Source organism: Mastigocoleus testarum BC008, from assembly GCF_001456025.1.
Classification (GTDB): domain Bacteria; phylum Cyanobacteriota; class Cyanobacteriia; order Cyanobacteriales; family Nostocaceae; genus Mastigocoleus; species Mastigocoleus testarum.
The window spans coordinates 1-22,877 of record NZ_LMTZ01000088.1 but is presented as its reverse complement, the minus strand read 5'-3'; the positions used below and the strand labels follow the sequence as shown (position 1 = coordinate 22,877).

Here is a 22,877-nt window from a genome sequence, read left to right as displayed (position 1 = left end):
CCGCTAGTCGATAGTCAATTACTGCTGTAAGGGTGACTATTGGCTGTTTACTACCGATCACTACTTAATCGGTCTAAATGCATTCGCTGTTCCATCTGGCGCAGGAAATAGCCGGTCATCATAGCCGATGCCAACATACCGGCGAGATTTTCTCTGTCAGTAGTGATCTGCACATTGAAACTCTCAGTAGGTAACATTCCTACTAGCCCTTGAACATTTTGCGAAATAATTTGTTTAATTTCCGGACTAACGGATTGGGCAACCCGCGCTAAGACTTCTGGTGGTTGATGCTGCAAATATTTGAGTAACTGATTTATATGTTCGTCACCATTTTCATTAAGAAGTTGGTGGGTATGTTCCTCAAAGTTATTATTCAGAAAGTCGGGATTAAACACCATTGGTAGTTTTTTTTAGCTTAGTTGCTAATTCTACTCTAAACCATAGTTGAAGTGGGAGAAATATTTATCCCTGTCATAGGGCTATGTTCGATCGGCAGCAACTGAAGTTACAGCAGTGGTTTCTTGTGATTCTAAATTTAATTCCAATTGTTTTTCTTTTCTACTCAAAGATAAAGAATTTGGCAGTTGTTCGATTTGAAAATACTGATTAAATTTGGGAGTTACCTGCAGCGAATAAGAGCGAGAATCACTATCTCTACGTTTCTTGACAAAACCTTGTCCAACTAATTCCTGTACGTGCTGATATGCACCAGAACCCCGGACATCAATTAAATCACTTTGTAATATTGGTTCATTAAGGGCAATTGCAGCTAAAGTTCTCAAAGCTCCTACTCCTAATTCCACTGGGATCAGAGTATTCACTAATTCGTGGAAGTCAGACCGCAATTGTAGACTGTAGCCTTTTGAAGTTTCTACGACTTCCAAGGCGCTGTCACGGCGGGCATATTCGTCAATGAGTTCAATAATGCCTTCTTCTGCACTCGCGCGATCGCAAGCAGCATATTCAGCAATTTCACCAATTGACAGGGGCTTTCCCTTCAAATATAGAATCGCTTCTATTTTAGTTGTTGAATTCATCGATTGCCAGTCATTGGTCGTTGGTCAAATTATAGCCAGGGGAAAAAGGAAGGGTACATTTAGTTTTGACTTGTGTTTTGAAAGCATTATTGAATATAAAAACAAGAAATACCTTGCTAAGGAATATCTTGAGCTCTAATCCAGCTTTACTGTTACTATGTCCGGCACCCTTAAGCTTTAGGTCATTAGTCCCTGACAATTGCCTGTAGACTTTTAAGCAAGTACAAATAGTATCTAAAGATCACAGATTTTGTGTTTACAGATTTTGTGTTTATTTTTTACTTTGCTCAGACAAATGGCATAGGAAAAATAATAAATGTTAGGTATTTATCATCATATCTGTAGAAGTGTCAAGTAGATGTATTGGCGATAGCACTGCGTGCCGCCGCTGAGAAGGCGCTGCGCGAACGTGGCGCAATACCTACGGTACACTACGTTAGCAGCCGCGCGTTCTTAGCGGCATATAGGGATTAGGGACCGGCGACTGGAGATTAGTTCACCGAAGTCAGAAATATGAACAGACCGCGCCTACGGCGTTAACGCAGTGTTCGGCGCAGCCGCGTGCTCGGCGCAAGCATAGCAGAACAGACCACGCTTATGTCTACAACACGCAATACCTAGAGGCTACGTCGGCAAAGCCTCTGACTAACGTCACGCAGGGCGCGCTTACGCTAGCCGCTAACAGCGTTAGCTGCGATAGCGCCTCCAAACGGTCTGTTTATTCCGCAATTCTGACTTCGGTGAACTAATCCCCCATTCCTAATCCCCAATTCCTAATTGCTTCTTACCTACTTCTAAGAATAAATTCTGCGATCGCTAAATCTTGGGGGGTAGTCACTTTCAAATTTGTTTCTTCTCCAGGAACAATTTGTACCGGTAAGCCACATCTTTCAAACAATGCTGCATCATCGGTGACTTCCCAGCCGTTATCAAGTGCTTTTTTGTGACATTCTTTTAACAGTTTGACGTCAAATCCTTGAGGGGTTTGTGCAGCCCATAACTTACTGCGTTCGGGTGTATTCTGAATGATGCCATTTTCATCTACAACCTTGATGGTATCCTTGACTGGTACAGCGGCAATTAACCCTTGAATTTTACGAATAGAATCGGCACAACGGTCAAATAATTCCGGGGTAATGAGACATCTTGCTCCGTCATGAATCAATACCTTTTCTGCTGTATCTGGCAACCCTTGGAGTCCATTGCAAACTGATTCTTGACGGCTAGAACCACCTCCAATAAATTTTACGGGCTTGGCTAATTTCAAATTATCCACAATTATCTCAATTTCTTCTCTGTCATGCAGCTGGCAGATTATGGTTATCTCGCTGATACTAGTAGCCTTCTGAGCAGCTAGTAAGGTCCAAGCGAGAATTGGCTTTTCTAAGAGCGACAAAAGAAGTTTATTGCGATCGCTCCCCATTCTTCTTCCGCTTCCTGCGGCTGGGATTAGTAAATACACAAAATTCCTCAATCTTCAGGCTTTATATTTTCCCCTAAAATAAGGAGCGAGTTAGCATAAAGAAATTGAAATGCGAATAGTAGCCCTTGTCCCTGGCGGAATTGGCGACCAACTTTTATTTTTCCCGACCCTAGATGACTTGTTGTCCAAAATTCCCCAAGCACAGATAGATGTCGTCACTGAACCTCGGTCTAAAGCTGCTTACGAAGTGAGCAAATCAGTTCGTGAGGTAATTGGCTTTGATTTTTCAGACCGCAACAGTTTGGCTGATTGGGGTAACCTGGTGGGCACGATTCGCGATCGGGAGTACGATATTGCCATTACAAGCAAGCAAGACTGGTTCGTTGGTCTTTTATTATGGTTGACTGGCATTCCTCAGCGTATTGGCTTTAAGGGTAGTGGAAGTGTTTTTCTGACAAATTCTATTCCCATGATTACCAAGCAGTACGCTGCTTCTATGTACCACGATTTGCTGCAAGAATTGGGTATCAAATCTCCTTGTCCCGATTTAAGTATCAATGTCCCTAAAAATGATATTGAATGGGCACAAAGAGAACAAGTGAGGTTATCTGTTAATGAAACTGGATATATTTTGATTGATGCAGGCTCTTGTCCGCAAAGCAGTCAAAAATTCGATAGCCGAACTTATCCTGTGGAAAGCTGGTTACAAATTATTCGAGACTTGAATATGAAGCAACCAGATATGCCAATATTAGCAGTTTCAAATCCAGAAAACCCTGAGTTTTCTCTCAGATTAAAGCAAGCCTTGCCTCAGCTTAAGCTCATTTCTCCAGACAATATTGGTAAATTAGCAGCTACTATTGCTGGGGCAAATTTAATGCTTTGCACTCACAATTCATCAATGTATTTGAGTGTTGCTGTGCAAACATACACTATTGCCTTATTTGGTCCTACTAAACCCGAAGAAGTTTTACCCCAGAGCGACAAAATTATTGCCATTGAGTCTCCGAGTGGAAAAGCTGCTGATATTTTGCCCAAAACAGTTTTGGAAAAAATCTTGGCATAAACAAGCTTGTTGAGGAAAACGCTAACCAAATCCGGAGATACATCGAGTAATGATCTCTATCTCAAATTATTTGCGTTACTTGCTTATGATTTTGTACTCTCCGTGCAAGCGTTTTTTTGAAAATTTACAACCTCTATTTCTTATTTATTTAGGGAACTTGCTGGGAATAATTTTTTGCCCAGCAAGTTAGGTTTCTTTTGTGATATAAACTACAGACGCTTTTAAGTGTTTTATTATACTATAAGTGTTTACTCATTTGTGCCAATCAAAGAAGCAGTAAACAAACCTAATTCAGGTGTGCTGCCGTCATAGATAGTTATTATTTTTTATGGAGGAAGATTATGAAACCAAACAAGCCAATTTAATACTTGATTGCTCTGAAAAAAAGCTACTTTAAAGATAATAGCTTTGACAAAGAATGCTTATTGTATTTTATACAGATTGGTAGTGAAGGGTCTAACACCTCTGTACAAAATAGGTCAGTATATGTAATGCTAAGGGTCTCATCCAATCATTACTCTAGTTAATGTTTGTTCGTGTTGTAGCAAAAAGGTCTATCAATTTACTTTGTTAGCTTTTCTTCTGTTGTGAGGAAAGTAAAAAGGTTAACTGCTAGGTTTGTATATGTGGACCTTAAAAGCTGTCGAGTAGTGATTTTAAAAACATTGATTTTTTTTAAGTAGCCTGTTAGTTTTGAGTTTTTTTGGGAACAATATATTCGCAAGCAAAAAGTAGCTTGAATAGTGGGTAGATATTCAAGCTTAAATGTTGTTTACTTAGAGTTAGCTATGCATAGCTATCTAAGTAGAAAAACTAAAGGTGACAATACTATGAGCGAACATTCTCTTCGCGGAGAAGCTGTTATTCGAAATAGTTCAAAATTTATTTTCACTAATTTTTCGTGGATTTAGTAGGGGTGTATTTACACTATCTACAACTTAGTTGTAAACGGAGACAACTATGTACATTTCTTGAAAGCTGAATTATTTTTTAGTAATCAGTAATACTTAATTAATTGGAAATTTTTACAGATTTGTATGGAGAATAAACAATAAAAATAATAAGGTAACATAGATCACCTTAAACTATTTCAAAAGGGTGATGCAAGGCAAACACAAGCCATCTAAATTAGTAACATCTCTAAAGATGAATTAACGTCTAAAGATACATAAAAATCACATACAAAGAGTCAAAGTCATAAAATTAGTTGACAAGCTCGAGTGATTTAAGTTCCGATTATTGTGAATAATCTTGATGCAGCAAGACAGAATAATTTTCTAGTTTGGTATAAATTAGTATAAATTAGTCTATCTACTAAAGCCGATTTTAAATAGCTTATCGCTGTGTCTTAAATGTCATAAAACTAATTATTTAGAATTCTTTCTTGCTGTAAAAAAGTGCGTCGATCATTTATTTAGCTCGCGATTAAAAGGGAAAACAAATGGCGATTCGATTACATAGCTTTATTAGTACCGGCAAACGTTATTTCCAGGTAGAAACTCAGCCACACAACATTACTGGATTATTCACAAAGATATCTCGTGCTTACGATATTGGTGTCGAATTAGTCAGTAGTACTAATACTTGGTACTACGAGTGTGAGGAAGAGGGTACGGTAAGTTTTTACCAGGCTGGTCATAATAACTCAGATGATTCTGGTATTTGGACTTACCTAGTTTATGATTGTCCAGAAGGACAGGAAGAAATATTTCGTGAATCTCACATCGATACAAATACGACTTCTCTAGATAAATTATTAGCAGGGCAGAATTTGTTAATTGTGCCTACCGATCTCAAAGAATATATCCAGTATCAGCTGACTCATAACGAATATTTAGATATCCAACTACCTTTTGCTTGGTATACCGATGAGAAAAGAGAAATTGCTTACCTATTACGTGATGAAGCTATAGCTTTAAGAAAATCAAGTATTTTTACTCAAGGTGCCGGCAAAGAATACGCCAGAGCGGCTATTGACCTATTCGTTCAAGCAGCGGAAGAAATCTTGGAGAAAGGTGGTTCCCTGGAAGAATTTGAAATGTTACAACATGAAATCTTGAAGCAAATTAAGGTCAAGGATGTAGCAAATATTATAGTTGAATATAACGACTATCGTATTTGGCACTCGACACTACCAAGCAAATCTAAAGCTATTGAATACGCTTTTAACACAGCACTGCTTTATATCAGTCAAATTAACTAAGTACTGACAATATAAAAATATTGGCATCGATTTTGACTACAGGTGCGTAATCATAGGGTTACGTACCTGTAATGCTTTATGTTTTAAGCATTTCAAATAAAGCGTCATCTAAATCGTAGCCTAACAACTGGGCCATTGATTTCAAGCGAGACGAGCTTGGAATGCTATATGTTTGTAGCCAGTCACTCAAAATAAAGATTTTTTGCATTAAAAAGATTTCTAACGCTTCAGGATTATACTGAATACCTTCTTTTGAATTAAATTGGTGAGGAACGAGCATCGCTGCATAACGAACAAATTCTCCAGATTGCCAATCAAGAAACCAAGGTAGCCAAGGGTAGCAAGCATCAAGGCGGACAAACCAAAGACGAATCTCTGGGATCTCCGATATTTCTCGCGGATCACCCGGTTCCAAAGGATATTCAATCTTAAAACTTAACTGTTGTTCTAGGGATTGTATTGCTTCTTTAGCGATTGCTTCATCCCCATGTTGCTTTAAGATTGGATCGATGATCTTTTTTGCGGGTGAAAGGTCTAAGGAGTTAATGGATTGAGAGTTAATTAAAATACTTGTCATTGAGTCAAGTCTAAAAATAGTATTTGGAGTAGCCTTGACATCTCATACTAAGCTAATATGCCTCTCTCTGAACATCAAGTTGATAACAATCAATATAGTATGTATATATAGTTACTTAGAATGCGAGCATTTAGTAAGTTCTTAGACTTCTGGAGAAACTTGAAAAATTTGTGAAACAAGCTGTATATAGTATGTATATATAGTTACTTAGAATGCGAGCATTTAGTAAGTTCTTAGACTTCTGGAGAAACTTGAAAAATTTGTGAAACAAGCTGTAAAAATTCTCTTTCTTCAGTGGAAACTTCTGAATCTGACATTGTCAAATTAATACATATTTGTAAAACTTGTTTTTTCAGATCTGATGTTTTGACCCTATCACTAATGTCTTCCAAAAAACAATGAATTTTCTCCGGACTCTCTAAAGCTTTTCTCACCTTTGCGATCGCAATACCGAGGTAATATTCCACGGACATAGGTGACTTCCATTCAAGGGTTTCAATATACCTCTTAATAGCTTCATCTTCTTCTATTTTTAAAGTTTTGTCAGCATACATCGTCATTATCAGTAGTTCAACAATCGCTTCTTTTTGACTTTGTTCTGACTTATCTGTTGATAAAGAACCAAACAGTAAGTGGATTTTATCTCTCATAAATCATTAGATAAATGTAAATAATTTTACTGAATTACAAGTACAAGTATAAGTATAAGAATTGAAATATAAAAGATAAATAAAATACAAAGTTATGGTGTTTTTTAACTTTTATCATGATTTTGAGGAGATTATATATACGTTCAATCAAACAAAATTATGTATATTTTTTTGTCTATTAAAAGATAATTAATAGATTACTAGTAGAATTAATATGTGAAAAATAAATTAATCATTTTATTTTAAAAGCAGATATTTAAAAATGTTTTTAATAAATAAAAATTATTTTTGATTCAATCAGAATTACTTACACAAATAGTAAGAATATAAAATAGAATACAAAATTTTTATCCGTTCTATTTTTATTCTGCAGCTATCTTTAAATTGTATTTTCCAACATCGGATTGTGAAGATAATTAGAATCTGTTAGTACGTCAAGGCACTTCCAAAATTTCTATATTTCTAATTTTGATTTCTAATTTTGGATTAGTGGTTGATTTTAACATCATGCTACTTGAGAAGAAGATATAAGGAGTGTGCTGATTCATTTTTAGAATCTGCATATTAACTGTTTAGGTTTGTTTTTGCCCTAGAGCAATTAACTAAATACTCAAGAAAATAAGACTAGAACAGTGGTAAAAGCTTCTTGATTCTAGATTTTCCTGGCATATCGCAGTGAAAAGAGAATTTCTGAACGAACGCAAATTGTATAGGAAGTTCAGTGAGATTCTCTAATAGAAGCATGGAGTAAGTAGAAGTAAATCTTCACTTAACCTTCCATTTCATCCAATCCTGTCTATTTTTCAGAAATTGCTTTTGCCAATGCTGTAGGCATAAAAGTCATCAAGTCATCCAATAAAAATGACTCGAATGGACCTAATAAATCTCACATCAAAGTTAATCAGTTGCATAAAGCTCAATCAGCCAACGTACAAAACATTACTAAAAGTGCAACAAAAATCTTTTAGCAAAATTAACTTTGTAAATTGGAAATCAGCCTGAGCTGAATATGCTTAATGAATATAAGTCGAAATCAATTGTAACTATATAAATTTGAAAATTTGGTAAATATAAGGAGTTCAATATGCCCGATCGCAAATTTAGAGCTAGAGAAATTCGTCGTCAAGCAGCAGAAGTAGCTTTTGAACGCAAACATCCAGAGCATATTAGTAATGGCGAAGAGTTTAAATATCGGATTATCAACGAAGAAAAGAACTGTAAAGGGGAAGTAACTCGGAAAAATAATAAACCATCACACATTGCCAATTTCACTAAGGGATTACCTCATGATGTAAATACTGGTTCATTGGTTAGTTCTGATGATTATCAACAGTTTGTTGCGGGTATTGATTCAGGGGATGTTCGTGATTTCAAAGATACTCCTTTAGGTCCTCCCGGACAAGATGGAGAAAGATGTCCGAACTGGGAATCTCAGCTTGCCCAAAGTAATAAAGTTTCAGTTAGAGCATGGGAAAGTCAAGGAGCAGGGCTTACTTTTGATTTGGAAGGTCCCGACGCCCAATCCATAACTATGCCTCCAGCACCAAAGTTGGATAGTGCCGAACTCATTACAGAAATGATTGAAAACTATTCAATGGCGCTATTACGAGATTGTCCCTTCGCTCGATTTGGTGAATCACAAACAGTTGAAAGAGCAATTCGATTATTGAATGACTCTCCATGGATTAAATGTCCTGATACTTTAAGCCTCTCTGATGCAGAGAAAAAACGGCTACGCGGTCCTTTCTGTACTCAAAATGTTTTTAGAGGTATCACTACAGGCGATGATGTTGGACCTTATATCTCTCAATTTTTGCTGATTGGTAATCAACCTCTTGGAAATGGCCCGGATCCAAGTACTGACGGTTTTATTCGCTACGGTTCCGTTCGTATCGACCAACGGGTACGCACGGCAAAAGAGAATCTGGATTTTATGACAACCTGGGAAGCTTGGGTTGATGTTCAAAACGGTGCAGATGTACGTGGATTAGAAACATACGTTGATGTGAACGATCCCCTAGCTTATCGGTTTTTGGCAACTCCTAGAGATTTAGCAACTTATGTTCACTATGACGCATTATATGAAGCTTACCTAAATGCTTGTCTATTAATGTTGGAAATGAGAGTTCCTTTCGATCCAGGTCTTCCTTTCCGCTTACCAGACCATATTGATAAGCAACAAGGTTTTGCTCAGTTTGGCGGTCCTCACATCCTAAGTTTAGTTACAGAAGTTGCTACCCGTGCTCTGAAGGCAGTACGCTTCCAGAAGTTTAATGTACATCGTCGCTTACGTCCAGAAGCTGTAGGTGGATTAGTTCATCGCTTTAAGGATGAGAGTAGAGATAATAAAGGTCTTGAGGTCATTGAAACTCTGGTTAAAGCCTTAGATGGGGAGTTACTTGCTGAAGTTGTAAAACATAATGAATTGCAAAATCAAAACCCAGATAGAAGTTGCGACCCCAGTGCTAACATGCGGTCTTACCTTTTAGCAATGGCATTTCCTGAAGGATCTCCCATGCACCCATCCTATGGAGCAGGTCACGCGACCGTTGCAGGTGCTTGTGTAACAATTCTCAAAGCATTTTTCGACCACAGTTGGGAATTACGAGACACAAATGGTAACCCCTATGCTTATGAAGCTTCCCCTGATGGTTCTTGTTTACAATCAGCAATCCAAACATTAAAACCACACGAAGCATTGACAGTTGAAGGTGAATTAAATAAGTTAGCTTCTAATATTTCTATTGGACGGAACTGGGCTGGCGTACATTATTTTACTGATTATATTGAGTCCATTCGTCTTGGTGAAGAAATTGCTTTAGGTATTCTTGAAGAGCAAAAGCTCACCTATGGAGAAAATTTCTCGATGACTGTGCCACTTTTCGATGGTGGAACTGTCCGTATTTAGAAGTAATAACCTATCTCGAACATAAAGCATATTACTAAGTAAGGGCGCACTTCTGTGCGCCCTTACTGTTTAATTTTTGTCCTAAGGTTATTCTTTGCTGAGATTGTACTGATATAAGTAAAGACGCGATCGCTCGCGTCTGTGACGTCTTTGTCCTTTTAGCCGAATATCGTAGAGAAATTTAAAATCTTTTATTAGGATTGTCAGGCAATACTTTGTCTCATTAGTTTTGAGGAGTTTGTAGTTGGGCTTTAGATTAAAGTGCTAAAGCACTACTACAAACCTTTGAATTTTTACTTGCGCGTAGCGCCATATCTTTGTAACTCAGATATTAGATTTGCTAAGCAAAACTTTTGTGGTAGAGAGCATTGTCGCAACCAATTACAAAAATATTGATGCGATTATCTTTTGAGTAAACAGCGCCTGGTGCTGCGATCGCAATATCGTCTCCCATGCTTTCCCAAGCACTCCAAGTCAAACCATTCCAAAATTTCCGATGTAAAGTATTATCGGTTCCCACCGCAAATAGATTTAAATGCTTTCCGTTTGAGGAAGTTACCGTTGGGGAATGCAGCCACAAGCCACCTAAATTTTGCCAATTACTGCTCCAAGTGGAACCATTCCAAGATTTTTGATAAATACTATGGTCATGACCTCGAACAAATACATCAATTTGATTTTGTGCAGTTGCAACTGCTGTAGGTGCTCCCAAACAAAAGCCCCCTAAAGATTGCCATTTACTCCAAGTGTCACCGTTCCAATACTTGTACCATAGGGCATTATCAGCAGCAACTGTAAATATATCAAGGCGCTCGCAACCCCAAGCACTAGCAGCTACACCGTTTTTACACAAACCACCTAAATCTTCCCATTCTCCCCATTTGCAACCACTCCATTTCTTGTGGAGTAACTGACGTTTTTGACCAATTACAAATAAATTAAGATTGTTTTCATCAGGAGCAACAACTGCAGGTGCACTCAAACTAAAACCATCTACTTTTAACCAATCACTCCAGGTTTTACCATCCCAATATTTATGATGCACTGAACTATCAGCTGACAGGACAAATGTATCGAGACGATTTTTTCCCCAAGAAGTAGCAGCAGGTGCAGAAAAACATTTACCACCCAATCTGAGGGGTTTAGAGCATTTCGGTTGTTCGGGTAAAATCTTTTCTAAAGCTACTAGGGGTTGGATTATTCCAGAACCAGAATGCTTATCAAAACCTGCTTCACCAATATTTTTAGCCGTACTCTTAAATGCATCTTTGATTTCTACTTGGGTTAAGGAAGGTTTTGCTTGCTTGAGCAGAGCTACTGCACCCGCTGCGATCGGTGTTGCAGCAGAAGTACCGTTATCACAATCAAAGTAGCCTTGGAAATGAGTAATGGAGCAAAAATCAGGTTTATTTTCATCTAATGCTGCAGGTCCCTGGCTGCTATAACCAACAAATTCTTCATGTTTATTTACAGCACCAACTGTGAGCACTCTGGGATGTCCATTTGCACCCCAAATACTTTTACCCGAACCAAAGTCTTGACCGCAGCGATCGCTCGGACAACTACCACCACAGTTACCCGCAGCAAATAGCACTAGAATACCTTCTTCAATAGCCTCTACAACTTTGCGAGTAAAAGGATGATCCGGATTAGTTGCATAAAACTCATCCCAATTTTTTTGATAAATTCCCCAACTGTTGGTCAGGACTTGGGGCGTACCATCAGTTTTATGCTGCTTAATCGCCCATTCAAATATTCTTAAAGCATTAGATATAGCATCACCACCAGCAAGGCGACAATCATAAAGTTTGGCTTCTGGAGCCATACCCAAAACATCAGTAGCGCACATATTACCGTGCTCCCCCCAAGAACGGGCTTTGGTACCCCAGTCAGAATCGGGACCACCAATTACATTGGGAATGCGTCGGTCGGTTTCTCCATTTCCAACCGTTCGACCTTCTGCTGTAATCCCACCATCAACAATTCCTACAACAATACCTTCACCTTTATATCCACGAGCCCAAATTTTATCGATCCCCAAATATTTGGCGACATCAGCGATCGTTCCTTTGGCTTGGGTTGCAGCACAATCACAGGTTCCAATTGGGCAACTATTTGTATTACTAACTGGTTCAACTAAATCTCGAGCAGGTTTTTTTACTAATGTACCAGCAGGATCAAAGGGAGCTATTGGTGTATCTTTATAGACTTTAACAACATTTGGCTGTGCCTCCAGTTCTCGTATCTGATGTTCATCTATTGCACCCCGGACAAGAATCGTTTCTTCATCTTCCGAACCAATATTTGCAGCGAATTTATTACTGGGATTAACTGGTATTGGCTCATAATTGAGATCTAGCTGAAAACTCGTAATGCTTCCTCCAAGCGCACCAGAAAGAGTTTGCAAATTCTTTTGAGAGTTGGATGTGCGTAGTTCAACTAGAACATGAAGTTTTGAATCCTCAAACTGACTAGAATTCATCTCACCTTTGGGCATTTCACCTCTACAAGATGGTGAATTCATATCAACAGATGGCATCTTGTCAGCATTCAGATTATTGTTGCTGCTCCCATTATTTGTCTTTAAAGACATAGACTCGTCACCCTGGATGATTTTTATTTTTATGCTTTGTAATTATTCTGTACTTTTATTTCAGTATTTCAGGATAATTACTTAAGTAGATGTTGCTTCCAAACGCTAGCTCTCGGTAGAAAAGCTATACATTAGTCTCTTTGCTCGACAATAAGTCGCTTTGAAAGCAATTATGTGTATTTATTGAGTCTGTGTAAAGTAGTACAAATACTGAAAAGTAATTTAACGATTCGTGTTGATATTCAGTATAAATAAGGTCACTATTTAATCTTAAATGTGATAAAACAAGATTTTTTCAGGAAATTAACAACAAAATAATCTGTCTCAAACCATCACAGCAGTAATAAGTGAGTGAGAAATATTACTACGCAACACCACAGACAAAGCGTTTGTACTATAAATTCAAAATACCAAATGCAAAATATCTTTACCTCGTACAACTCGATCGCATAGCGACGAAACGATAGATCGCCGTATGTGAACTTTTGAGATTGTAATGATGAATTTATTAACAGAACAAAATACTGCTAAATTTTGAGTTATTTAATTTACTATTTTTATTTGTTACCGGTAGTACTTTTTTGTAGCACTACTAAACAAAATTGACTTATGATAAACAGTAAGAATCTCTACATAATCAATTACCAAAGTTGGTGAATCTAGCATGAATAACAAATACCAAGGTTTTCTTTAGAGTTTCTTTAGACTTCCAACTTTAAAAGTTAAATTAGATTCTTGAGTTTGTTTTGACTACTAATAACTTGACAGCTTATGGGTCTTTTTTGTTAATCAATCTCTACTGAATCCACTTGTAATATCCGCTTCCAAGTAGACGCTGAACAAGATTTTAAGTTAAAGTGGTAATGAGTTTGCTTAGGCAAAACAATATTAATCAAAGCGATATAAATGTTTCAGGTGGTTAATTATGTTGTTTTGTGATTTTTACAGGAAAGGAGGACACAAGTAATGAATTAACCAAGCACCTTTGAGTAGAAAATAGCTATAGGTGGTACATCAAGAAATAAGTCTTAAAAAATAATCCAATTATTAACAAACTAAAATATGTCAGAACCAGCAATAACTTCAAAACCTATTCGTTCTTTAGAAGATGCTTTAGAACGCTGTCAAACACTTGGAATGCGAGTTAGCCGTCAGCGTCGCTTTATTCTAGAGTTATTGTGGAAAGCTGAAGAACACTTATCCGCTCGTGAAATTTACGATCGACTCAACCAAGAAGGTAAAGAAATCGGTCACACATCTGTATATCAAAATCTAGAAGCCTTGTCTTCTCAAAATATTATCGAATGTATAGAACATTCTGATGGACGTTTGTATGGCAATATCACTGATCCTCACAGTCATGTTAACTGTTTGGATACTCAACAGATTTTAGATGTCCATATCCAACTACCAAAAGAACTAATTCAGGAAGTAGAAAAGCAAACAGGCGTTAAAATTACTGAATACAGCATCAACTTCTTTGGTTACCGCGAAGATTCAGAAGAGTGAGTCAAAATCTGGACTTAGGAGCAAAGTTACCATAGCCAGCCAGATGGAATATACTTTCAAGCATGGGATCGGGATGTATATCACTCAATTCTCAATTAACTACGATCCCATTAAATGAAGCTTTTTTATTAGCACTAAATCTGTCTACCTTTTTGTGTGTTATTTGACTTTATGTATGGTGACAGTTAATTTTAGGTTTGGTTACAGTTCAGTTTTAATTTGTACATTAGTATTGTTTTGGATCTTCACGCCGTAGCTTAACGTTACTGGATAGATATATTAAAACTTCTACAAACCTATATACAGCCGATTTAATTTAAATGAGGCACACGTATCTTTAAGCATGCAGGGAATAGGGAACAAGAAAAATGTACCTCATCTACTTGCAAAGTGCTGTAATTCCCACTTTTTATAAGCATAAAACAAAGCAAAAGCGAAAATATGCGTTCTTGAAAATCGTAGAATCCAAAATCTGCAATCGCAACAGCTGACTTGGGGTGAATCAACGGTTATAAAAGAATGAATGTCTATCACATTCTTAATATACAAGAGTGTGTTATATCCATTACTATACATAACTTTTAACAAGCAATTTAATATGCTTAATGCATGATGTTAGGTCAGTGCATTACAGCAAATTATGAATTATTCCAACAATCAAATCTTTGTTTTACCGTAACACTCCCTACTTTAGGATTTATTGATAATTCTCTAAAGAATTTACTGGGGAATGAGAATTTAATAACCTGTAATTCTGAAATTTGGAATGGTGCGTTACGCGATACTAACAGCACCATACTTTTGTCATTTATTTAATCCACATTCCTAAATGTGACGGCTAACAAGAATGAGGAATTTTCAGTCAGTTAATATACAAGCACTCAATAATACACTAAATTAAACAAAAATCACAATAAATCAGAATATCTAGTTATTTTTACTCAGACATAAAAGCATTTCATATTCATTATTATCTAAGGTTTTTAATCCCTACTGTTGTTTAGTATGCTGAAATAGAAGCTTCATTATTCAATCTCGATCCCATTGGGTAAATGGCGACATTACTCCCAAGACAATCGAGACATTTAATTGAATGCTTCTGGATTTGATGCTTATATTGGGGTGGGAAAATAGACAACTTTATTGTTTAGCGATGTATTGTTTAATTAATTTGCTATTTGTTACAAATCTTGCCATTAAGTCAAATAGAATAACAAATTTCTATGATTTTCATATATCTTCTAATCTTTACCCACAACTAGCGCTGATAATTCTTCTCGGATACGCCCCCAAAAATGTATAAGATTGATTTTGAAATCTATATACAGAATAATATTTGGATGCAAACCCTGGTCTTTAACCATCTGTAAAAGTTAGAAATTCTGAATTTCAATATAATATTCTGCTAAGCGTTGCTTAATAATTTAGTTGATTTAATTAAAAATTCAATAGTTTCCTAAACAAATTATGCTCTGCTTCCCAGTTCGTGTTAACAGATTGAAATAAGGAAAAACCAGCTTCTTTATGGAACTACGACCGAGATTACGACCACAAAAAATTTAAACAGTGGCGGTGTTGTTAAAAAAATAATTATGAGCGATCGCCCTTTAAACCTATTGTTAATAGATCCAGACCCTATTTTTCGACTGGGGTTACGGATGGCGTTAGAACAAGAGCCTAACTTGCAAGTAATATCAGAAGCCCAAACTGATATTGTTGCTTTGCAAATCTTAGCAGAACTTGCCCTTAAAGACCCCAATCAAGTAAATTTGGTTATTTTAGAACTGGGTAATGGTCGCTCAGAGGAAAGTCAACAGTTGGGTTTACAACTATGTCGACAGATCAAAGCCCTATATCCGAACTTACCGTTGCTGCTAGTTACTTCCTCTCAAGATAGGGGATTGCTCCTTGGAGCGAAAGCACTTGGGGTAGATGGTTATTGTCCTAAAGGTACCCCCTTAAATGAGATTGTTGCTGCAATTGAAATTATCGCTTCAGGTCAGAATTATTGGTTTGGTTCCACCAATAATGAAGAATATCTCGAAGATGTAGAAGGACAACAGAAAAACCAAGTAGAAGCAGAGTCAGCATCTTCAACACAAAACTTGACATTTTCCGAACAAATAGAAGTTACAGAAGAAGTTGGAAATACACAGGATAAAATCAAAGCTTTATCGAATCGGTTAATTAAACTGCGTAATTATCTTTATTCGTCAGGGAGTAGTTATATCAATAACTCCTTGACAGAAGTGAAAACACAATTACAAGTTCCAGGGATCCCAATATTAGACCGAGCCGTTCTTACAGGAAGACAACGAGAATTATTTGCAGCACGTTGGTTACTCCAACACCTGGTAGCTCCATCTTCACCCACACAAGAAGCACAAAAACGGAATAATCTCTTTAAAACAAAATCATCTAAAGAATCCTTTGCAAATAGTGCAATCGCTACCTATTCCCAACCTAAACCTCTATCAGCACCCTCCTTACTTAGCCCCAGAGCTTTACAGTCAATTTTATTTTCTTCTTGCATTAATAAACTACAATTTAGCTTACAAAATGTTACAGATACTCCCTTAGAAATTGACATTTTCCGTGAAGCTAAAAAAAGAGAATTAATTTATTTAATTTTGCAAAAATTCGCGAATATTCTCGATGATTTGAGATTTGCCAAAATTGCTATTACTCGCCTACCAGAATTAAGAAGTAAAATATTACGAGATTTATGGCAAGAAACAATTACAGAATTTTATGGCAAGTTTTCTTTAATTAATGTGGATAAACGTCCAGTAGAAATTATTAATGTATTGCTCAAAAGTCTTGAGATTATAGAAGAAGAAATTTTAGAAAAAATTCCTCTGGTTCCAGAGTTACTCGCTTATCTTCTATTTCAAACAGATTTATACATTAATAATAATTCTTATCCAGCAGGTAGTGCGGAGGCAAATGAACATGGTTCGATGGTCCTAGAGAATTTATTGATACAGCTCGGGAATGCTGCAGTACAACCCCTATTGAATTGCCTGGGAGATTTGGAAGTAATTAAACAAAATTACTATGAACCAAAATTATTCTCTACCAGAGAGATAGAAAGTTTCAGAAATAATTTATCTTGGAAATATCGTCTCCAAAACTATATTGGCGAACCGAAAGCAATTTTTGAAAGTCGTTACGAACTATTTGTTTTTGGACCGAGAGGTTTAGCTAAAATCTCAATTTATGCACCACGCGGTGAAGAGCTAAATCGACTTGGTGGTGTTCCACTAATTGTTACTTTAATGCTTGAGTTTAGCGATGCAGTCAAGCCGAGATTACAAGCTATTTTCTCTTTATTGGGTAGTGGTGTTGTTTTCGTACTTACTAAGGTTGTTGGTCGTAGTTTGGGATTAATTGGTCGCGGTATTATTCAAGGTATTGGTAGTGTTTCTTTGACAGAAAGGAAGAAATGAAAGGTTGGGGATAGAGGATTGGCGATAAGTGATAGGCGATAAGCGATTGGGAAAATAGGTTGCGCTAATAAACTAATAAAATATACTGCACTAACGCTAATCCTCTATCCCCAGCCCCTAATCCCTAACCAACTAAATTTTCCAAGAACGCCGGAAGTGGAAAAAATTTTCGAGAAAGTCTTTTAGACCCGTATTGCGATTGAGTTTTTCCCGTTCCCACATTTGGGCTGTTTGTACCAATATTTCCGAGTAACTTGGATAAATTGCAGATAAAGATGATAGTTCTTTTATTCTGATTTTTTTTGCGATTGCTAAAGCAATAATATTAATTATTTCTCCTGCACTTTTACCTAAAATCGAAGCACCTAAGATTTCCCCATTAGGACGAATTATTAATTTACAAATACCAGTAATCTCATCTTGAACTTGAGCTTTAGTTAGTGTTTTAAAATATTGCTTTAAGACTATAATTTCTTTTGGACTATGTCGACGTTTAGCTTGTGGTTCTGTTAAACCGACTTGTGCAATTGCTGGCTGGGAAGATATTCCCCAAGGAATACTACGATAATTAACTTTAGATATTGGGAAAAATAAGGCATTTTTGAGCGCAATTCTCGCCTCATAGTTGGCAATATTGCCAAAACTATAACCTCCCATAACATCCCCACAAGCATAAATTTTGTGGTTAGTAGTTTGTAATTTTTTATTTACTAAGAGGCGATTTTGGTACCATTTAACCCCCACCGCAGCTAAGTTAAGAGATTCAATATTTGGTTGTTGTGCAGTTGCTACTACAATTTCATCAGTTTCAATTGCTTTATCTCCTGCTTGGAGCCATTTTTTCCCATCAATCTGTCGTACTTGGGTAACTACAGTTTCTTGAAGTATTCGTACTCCCTCAGCTTCTAATTCAGCAAGAATGAGTAAAGCAATCTCTGGGTCCAACTGGGAAAAAATATAAGGATGTTCCAATATCAAGGTGACCTGACAATTTAAACGCACTAAAATTTGTGCTATTTCAATACTTTGAGGTAAACCACCAAGAATAGTCCAATTTCTTGGGGGTGTAGATTGTGATTTTATAAACAAATCCCAAATATTCAAGGAAGTAACATAACCCACAGTTCCTAATCCTTCTATATCCGGAATTGCTGGATTAGCACCTGTTGCGAGTAAATAACTACGACTGCGCAGGGAGCGATCCTTTACAACAAAACTCAAATTTGGTGATATTTGAAATTGACCTTTATCAGTAACAACATCTACCCCTTGTGCTGCTAACATTGTTAGCGAAAGTTGTTGGTGAGTGTTAGTAAAAATGCCATCAGCGTATAACGTTGCTAGATCCCAATCCCAAAGGATTTGACATTGCTCTTTTGTCTCAGAGAGTTCTTTGGTCTCAGAACACAAAGCATCAATACCAAAACCGGGTAGGTTACTTAATTTCTGTAAAAATTTACTAGTTTGAGTAAAGGTATAATTTTTAATCGAGTTTTTAATCGGCTCTTGGCTAACATTCGGTTCAACTAAAGCAACTCTAGCTTTAAACTGGGTCGCGCTCCAAGCAGCATAACGTCCTGCTAAAGTACCACCAATAATTACGACATCGTAGTCAATAGTCATTCTTTGATGTTAGACAAAAGTCTTATGAAATAGGAATTCTACTCATATAGTTTAGCTCGAAGCTGGAAACCTCGCGCCCATCTCTTATTGAGATGTGTCACTGCATATTAAGAAAACTTCTTCTACAAACAGGTAAATGTAGAATGTATCCGGACAAGAATCAATCTGATTAAATCGTGACTGATCGCTTGTCCAATCAGTTGTAATTTTAGTTGTTTGTAATTACACGTAATTCTTACTTAGCTCTTAGTAATTAGGACCTTAAATGTGACAACAATAAAAAATGTGCTCGAGTCATGTTTATTGCAAGAGAGAGCAAAATGAAGAAACTTTTGAGACAATTAAAGCGCCCTGAAATTTTCAGTCTTGCGATCGCGAGTTTGTTTGCGATCATTATCCTACTACAATGGCTGAACCCACCAATTTTCGCAACGCAACCACGGAAGCGAGCAGATATTTTAGAGCAAGTCTGGAAAACAGTGAATGACAACTTTTACGATCCACAGTTGAATGGTGTGGATTGGAAAGCAATGCGGAAAAAGTATAAACCTCTGGCTACACGAACTCAGTCCAGTGAAGAATTTGCTACAGTCATCAACAGGATGTTATCAGAATTACAAACTTCTCATACTCATTTTTATACTCAGAACGAACAAAAATATTATCAACTCCTCGGAATTTTTCAGCCCAGAAATCAGAACTTACAAAAACAGCTAAAACGATTTTTAGGAACTGAAAAAATTGAATATGCTGGAATTGGTATTTTTACCAAAAAAATAAATGATAAGACTTTTATCAGTGGAATTTTAGCAGGTACCCCAGCAGCGGGATCGGATTTAAAAGTTGGAGATCGAGTAATTAGTGTAGACGGTAAACCCTACGAATCTATAAAGTCTTTTGCAGGAAAAGTAGGTAAAAAAGTCAAACTGTTAGTTCAACGAACACCTAGTATTGATTCTCAGCAAGAAATCAACGTAACGCCAAAGATGTTCGATCCCAGCAAAATGTTTCTGGATGTTCAAAAAGCAAGCCGAGAAACGATTGAACGAAATGGGAAAAAAATTGCTTACGTTCATATCTGGTCTTATGCAGATACAAAATATCAAGAGCAGTTGGAAGAAGATTTACTTTACGGTCGCTTTCGAAATGCAGATGGATTAGTTTTAGATTTGAGAGATGGTTGGGGTGGAGCAGCACCAAAATATCTTCATATATTTACCGGCAAAAGTCCAAACATTACTTTTATTGGGCGCGATCGTAAGCCTGTTAACAATAATTCCCAATGGAAAAAGCCGGTAGTTCTGTTGGTAAATGAAGGTAGCAGAAGTGGTAAAGAAATTTTAGCATTTGGTTTTAAACAGCACAAAATTGGTCCTATAGTTGGCTCTAAAACATCAGGGGCTGTAGTTGGAGGTAGTCCTTTTATCATGAAGGATGGTAGTGTTCTTTACCTTGCTGTAGCAGATGTTTTGATTAACAATAAATATCGTTTGGAGGGAAATGGCGTGAAGCCTGATATTAGCGTTCCTTTCTCTTTGGAATACTCCCAAGGAGTAGATCCCCAAAAACAAAGGGCTGTTGAAGTTGCTTTTAAGGCTGTAATGGGGAATGGGGATTAAGGATCAGCGAGCAGGGAACGAGAAAATGATAAATTCAGAAAATTTTGCTGTTACGAATTAATAGTCTAGTGCGACAGATATGTAGAAGCGTATCGAACGCTTTTGTACATTATCTTCAACGCTCCGTTACGACAACTCCAGTGGAAAGAAGGAAATATGCTTTACCATATTGCTAGTACTGATGAACTTAGTCGAGATGAATTAGTCGCGATCGCAAATAGTATGAAGTAAAATTATGACCTTGCGGTCACGCTACGCTAAATATTTCTCCACATATTTTATTGGGAAAACCAATCTCTTAGGACGAAGCACTGGACAATCAAAATTTCACAATATTTACTCTTCTCAAATCCAAAGCTTCCATTGAACCTTTCTCAAACTCACCAAGTCTTATTAACAGAAGCAATTAAAAGCTAGAGAGACTTGCGTTGTGTTTGTGGAACTATCCAAGGTTTCAAAAAAATGTAAATCTGACGATCCGACTGAAAATCGTTCAGCAGATAATTACCTTGTAAAACAGTGTTTACAAGGTGACACTCATAGTTTTCGCCAACTTTACCGTTGTTATCAACAACGGGTGAGGTCTATTCTTTATCAGCTTTGTGCACCAGATTGTTTGGACGATCTGGTGCAAGAAGTTTTTCTCCGAGCTTGGAAAGGTTTACCCAAATTTCGTCAGGAAGCCAAATTCTCGACTTGGCTTTACCGAATAGCGACAAATGTTGCTTATGATCGCCGACACGCAGCAACTCAGACTAAAACAAAACTACAAAATCTCAGCCAACAAACTCCCACCCATCAGCAAGCTCCAGATCTAATGGAACTGCACTATCAAGATTTAGTGCAACGGGGACTAGCAAATTTAAGTTTTGCTTATCGGACCATTTTGGTTTTACATGACTTAGAACAAGTACCGCAAAGAGAGGTAGCTCAAATTCTTGAGATTCCTTTGGGAACAGTCAAATCGCGTTTATTCAATGCTCGCGCTGCTATGCGTAAATATTTTCAGCAACAAGGAGTACAACTATGACTCAGCCTCCCAAAAACGAACGAGATTTAGTTGATTTTCTCCGTCAAAATCGTCCAGAGGTTCCTCAAGCACCTCCAGATTTGGAAGAGGTAATATTCCAAAAAATAAATACTATTCAAGAAACAAATACAACACCAACTGACAAATATTTATTGTTTAAAATATCAAATATCCTCAAAATTTTTAGAAATTTTCGCGGGATATTTCCAGCTTTACTAACTGCAGGATTAGCAATATTTATAATTATTAATCATCTCAAAACTACAGAGTTCAGTAATGCTGAAGTTGCTCACATAGAAGAATTCATCGAAGAAAATTGGCATGAAATCTTAGGTGAGGATGATTCAGAGCTTTTTTATTAGAGTAAAAATATCAATTCTACAGATAAATATTCCAATCCATAAATAACCTAAAAAATTATTTAATTAAGTCATAAAAATAAACTTATATATTTCAAGACAAATAACTGGAGATAGTTACTGAAAATGAACTTCAAATCTTTAGGTAATGCATCGATAATTTCTGTGGTACTTGTAATTTTTGGTAGTGCAGTAGCACTTGGAATATCAAACGTTGAATCATCCCAAAATTCCCAACACCAAAAATATCAACAAATTATTACCCAAAATCAAACGAATACTCCGCGAAAAAAATCTCGTAGAGGTGGTTTACTTAAAGATTTAAATCTAACATCTGAGCAAAGGCAAAAAATAAAACAAATTCGTCAACAATCTAAAAACAAAATCCGCCAAAAACGTCAATCTATGAGACAAGCAAGAAATAAATTAGAGCAATTGATAGGAAGTGAAGCTTCTCAAGAACAAGTACGCAATCAATACAACGAATTAAAAAAATTAAGACAAGAACTTACTGATATGCGCTTTGAAAACACTTTTGCAATCCGAGAAGTTCTGACATTAGAACAAAGACAGAAGTTTGTCCGACGAATGCAACAGCGTAGAAAACAGCAAAAGTAATTTTGGATTATTTCTTACTGCAATATTGTGTAGAGAAAGCCTTCAACTAAATTGAAATTTTAATTTCACTATTTATTCTCGAACCAATAAATTTTAACTTTATGGGTACAAATTTATAAGTACAAATAGTATCCGCTCAGTAAGTCGGGGTAAGAAGAAAAAAGAAGAAGGAACAAAAGTAGAGCATGTGTCGTAGAATATGACCCATGACGC

17 protein-coding genes are annotated in these 22,877 nt (G+C 36.8%); 10 read left to right on the top strand and 7 right to left on the bottom strand.

Annotated elements, in window-relative coordinates; translation table 11 throughout:
- Positions 1 to 50: 50 nt before the first annotated feature.
- The 3 genes from BC008_RS16165 to ispD all read right to left on the bottom strand — a co-directional run bounded on the left by BC008_RS16165 (position 51) and on the right by ispD (position 2,499).
- On the bottom strand, positions 51 to 398 hold the full coding sequence (locus tag BC008_RS16165; protein ID WP_027842985.1) for a DUF760 domain-containing protein: 348 nt from the start codon (positions 396 to 398) through the stop codon (positions 51 to 53).
- 81 nt (positions 399 to 479) lie between these two features.
- The gene (gene scpB / locus BC008_RS16160) at positions 480 to 1,037 is read right to left on the bottom strand and encodes an SMC-Scp complex subunit ScpB (RefSeq protein ID WP_036265262.1); all 558 of its coding nucleotides are present in this window, start codon (positions 1,035 to 1,037) and stop codon (positions 480 to 482) included.
- Positions 1,038 to 1,821: 784 nt separating this feature from the next.
- On the bottom strand, positions 1,822 to 2,499 hold the full coding sequence (gene ispD, locus BC008_RS16155) for a 2-C-methyl-D-erythritol 4-phosphate cytidylyltransferase (protein WP_027842984.1): 678 nt from the start codon (positions 2,497 to 2,499) through the stop codon (positions 1,822 to 1,824).
- 70 nt (positions 2,500 to 2,569) lie between these two features.
- Between ispD and BC008_RS16150 the strand changes: the two genes are divergently transcribed.
- Together BC008_RS16150 and BC008_RS16145 are read left to right on the top strand one after the other, a co-directional pair.
- Entirely contained in the window at positions 2,570 to 3,526 is a 957-nt protein-coding gene (locus tag BC008_RS16150; RefSeq protein ID WP_027842983.1) for a glycosyltransferase family 9 protein, read from the top strand.
- 1,441 nt (positions 3,527 to 4,967) lie between these two features.
- Positions 4,968 to 5,729: a hypothetical protein gene (locus tag BC008_RS16145; RefSeq protein ID WP_027842982.1), complete on the top strand. Its 762-nt coding sequence runs from the start codon at positions 4,968 to 4,970 to the stop codon at positions 5,727 to 5,729.
- A 76-nt stretch (positions 5,730 to 5,805) separates the two neighbouring features.
- Here the strand turns inward: BC008_RS16145 and BC008_RS16140 are convergent, their stop codons facing one another.
- Both BC008_RS16140 and BC008_RS16135 read right to left on the bottom strand, forming a co-directional pair.
- Positions 5,806 to 6,306 carry a CRR6 family NdhI maturation factor gene (locus BC008_RS16140; RefSeq protein WP_027842981.1) on the bottom strand — a complete coding sequence of 167 codons (501 nt, stop codon included), beginning with the start codon at positions 6,304 to 6,306 and terminating at the stop codon, positions 5,806 to 5,808.
- A 233-nt stretch (positions 6,307 to 6,539) separates the two neighbouring features.
- On the bottom strand, positions 6,540 to 6,956 hold the full coding sequence (locus tag BC008_RS16135) for a tellurite resistance TerB family protein (protein ID WP_027844372.1): 417 nt from the start codon (positions 6,954 to 6,956) through the stop codon (positions 6,540 to 6,542).
- Positions 6,957 to 8,040: 1,084 nt separating this feature from the next.
- Here BC008_RS16135 and BC008_RS16130 point away from each other — a divergent pair.
- Positions 8,041 to 9,864 (top strand): vanadium-dependent haloperoxidase, encoded by a 1,824-nt coding sequence (locus tag BC008_RS16130; RefSeq protein ID WP_027844373.1) that lies wholly within the window; start codon positions 8,041 to 8,043, stop codon positions 9,862 to 9,864.
- Positions 9,865 to 10,204: 340 nt separating this feature from the next.
- Here the strand turns inward: BC008_RS16130 and BC008_RS16125 are convergent, their stop codons facing one another.
- On the bottom strand, positions 10,205 to 12,457 hold the full coding sequence (locus tag BC008_RS16125) for a S8 family serine peptidase (protein WP_036266285.1): 2,253 nt from the start codon (positions 12,455 to 12,457) through the stop codon (positions 10,205 to 10,207).
- A gap of 1,062 nt (positions 12,458 to 13,519) precedes the next feature.
- On the opposite strand from BC008_RS16125, the gene BC008_RS16120 reads away from it, so the two are divergent.
- Positions 13,520 to 13,966 (top strand): Fur family transcriptional regulator, encoded by a 447-nt coding sequence (locus BC008_RS16120; RefSeq protein WP_027844374.1) that lies wholly within the window; start codon positions 13,520 to 13,522, stop codon positions 13,964 to 13,966.
- Between the two features lie 1,592 nt (positions 13,967 to 15,558).
- Complete coding sequence (locus BC008_RS16115; RefSeq protein WP_027844375.1) at positions 15,559 to 17,415, top strand: DUF3685 domain-containing protein; 1,857 nt, start codon at positions 15,559 to 15,561, stop codon at positions 17,413 to 17,415.
- Positions 17,416 to 17,547: 132 nt separating this feature from the next.
- On the opposite strand, the gene BC008_RS16110 is transcribed toward BC008_RS16115, so the two are convergent.
- Entirely contained in the window at positions 17,548 to 19,038 is a 1,491-nt protein-coding gene (locus BC008_RS16110; RefSeq protein ID WP_027844376.1) for a dihydrolipoyl dehydrogenase family protein, read from the bottom strand.
- A 320-nt stretch (positions 19,039 to 19,358) separates the two neighbouring features.
- Here BC008_RS16110 and BC008_RS16105 point away from each other — a divergent pair, with 320 nt between their 5' ends.
- From BC008_RS16105 to BC008_RS16090, 5 genes are all read left to right on the top strand, one after another.
- Positions 19,359 to 20,657, top strand: coding sequence for a S41 family peptidase (locus BC008_RS16105; RefSeq protein ID WP_153009600.1), 1,299 nt, complete (start codon positions 19,359 to 19,361; stop codon positions 20,655 to 20,657).
- Between the two features lie 102 nt (positions 20,658 to 20,759).
- On the top strand, positions 20,760 to 20,888 hold the full coding sequence (locus BC008_RS52090; protein WP_268768222.1) for a hypothetical protein: 129 nt from the start codon (positions 20,760 to 20,762) through the stop codon (positions 20,886 to 20,888).
- Positions 20,889 to 21,087: 199 nt separating this feature from the next.
- Entirely contained in the window at positions 21,088 to 21,687 is a 600-nt protein-coding gene (locus BC008_RS16100; RefSeq protein ID WP_235595877.1) for a sigma-70 family RNA polymerase sigma factor, read from the top strand.
- Positions 21,684 to 22,049, top strand: a complete 366-nt coding sequence (locus BC008_RS16095; protein ID WP_027844378.1) for a hypothetical protein — start codon at positions 21,684 to 21,686, stop codon at positions 22,047 to 22,049. The genes BC008_RS16100 and BC008_RS16095 overlap by 4 nt, the downstream gene beginning before the upstream one ends.
- A 123-nt stretch (positions 22,050 to 22,172) precedes the next feature.
- On the top strand, positions 22,173 to 22,664 hold the full coding sequence (locus tag BC008_RS16090) for a Spy/CpxP family protein refolding chaperone (RefSeq protein ID WP_027844379.1): 492 nt from the start codon (positions 22,173 to 22,175) through the stop codon (positions 22,662 to 22,664).
- Positions 22,665 to 22,877 lie beyond the last annotated feature (213 nt).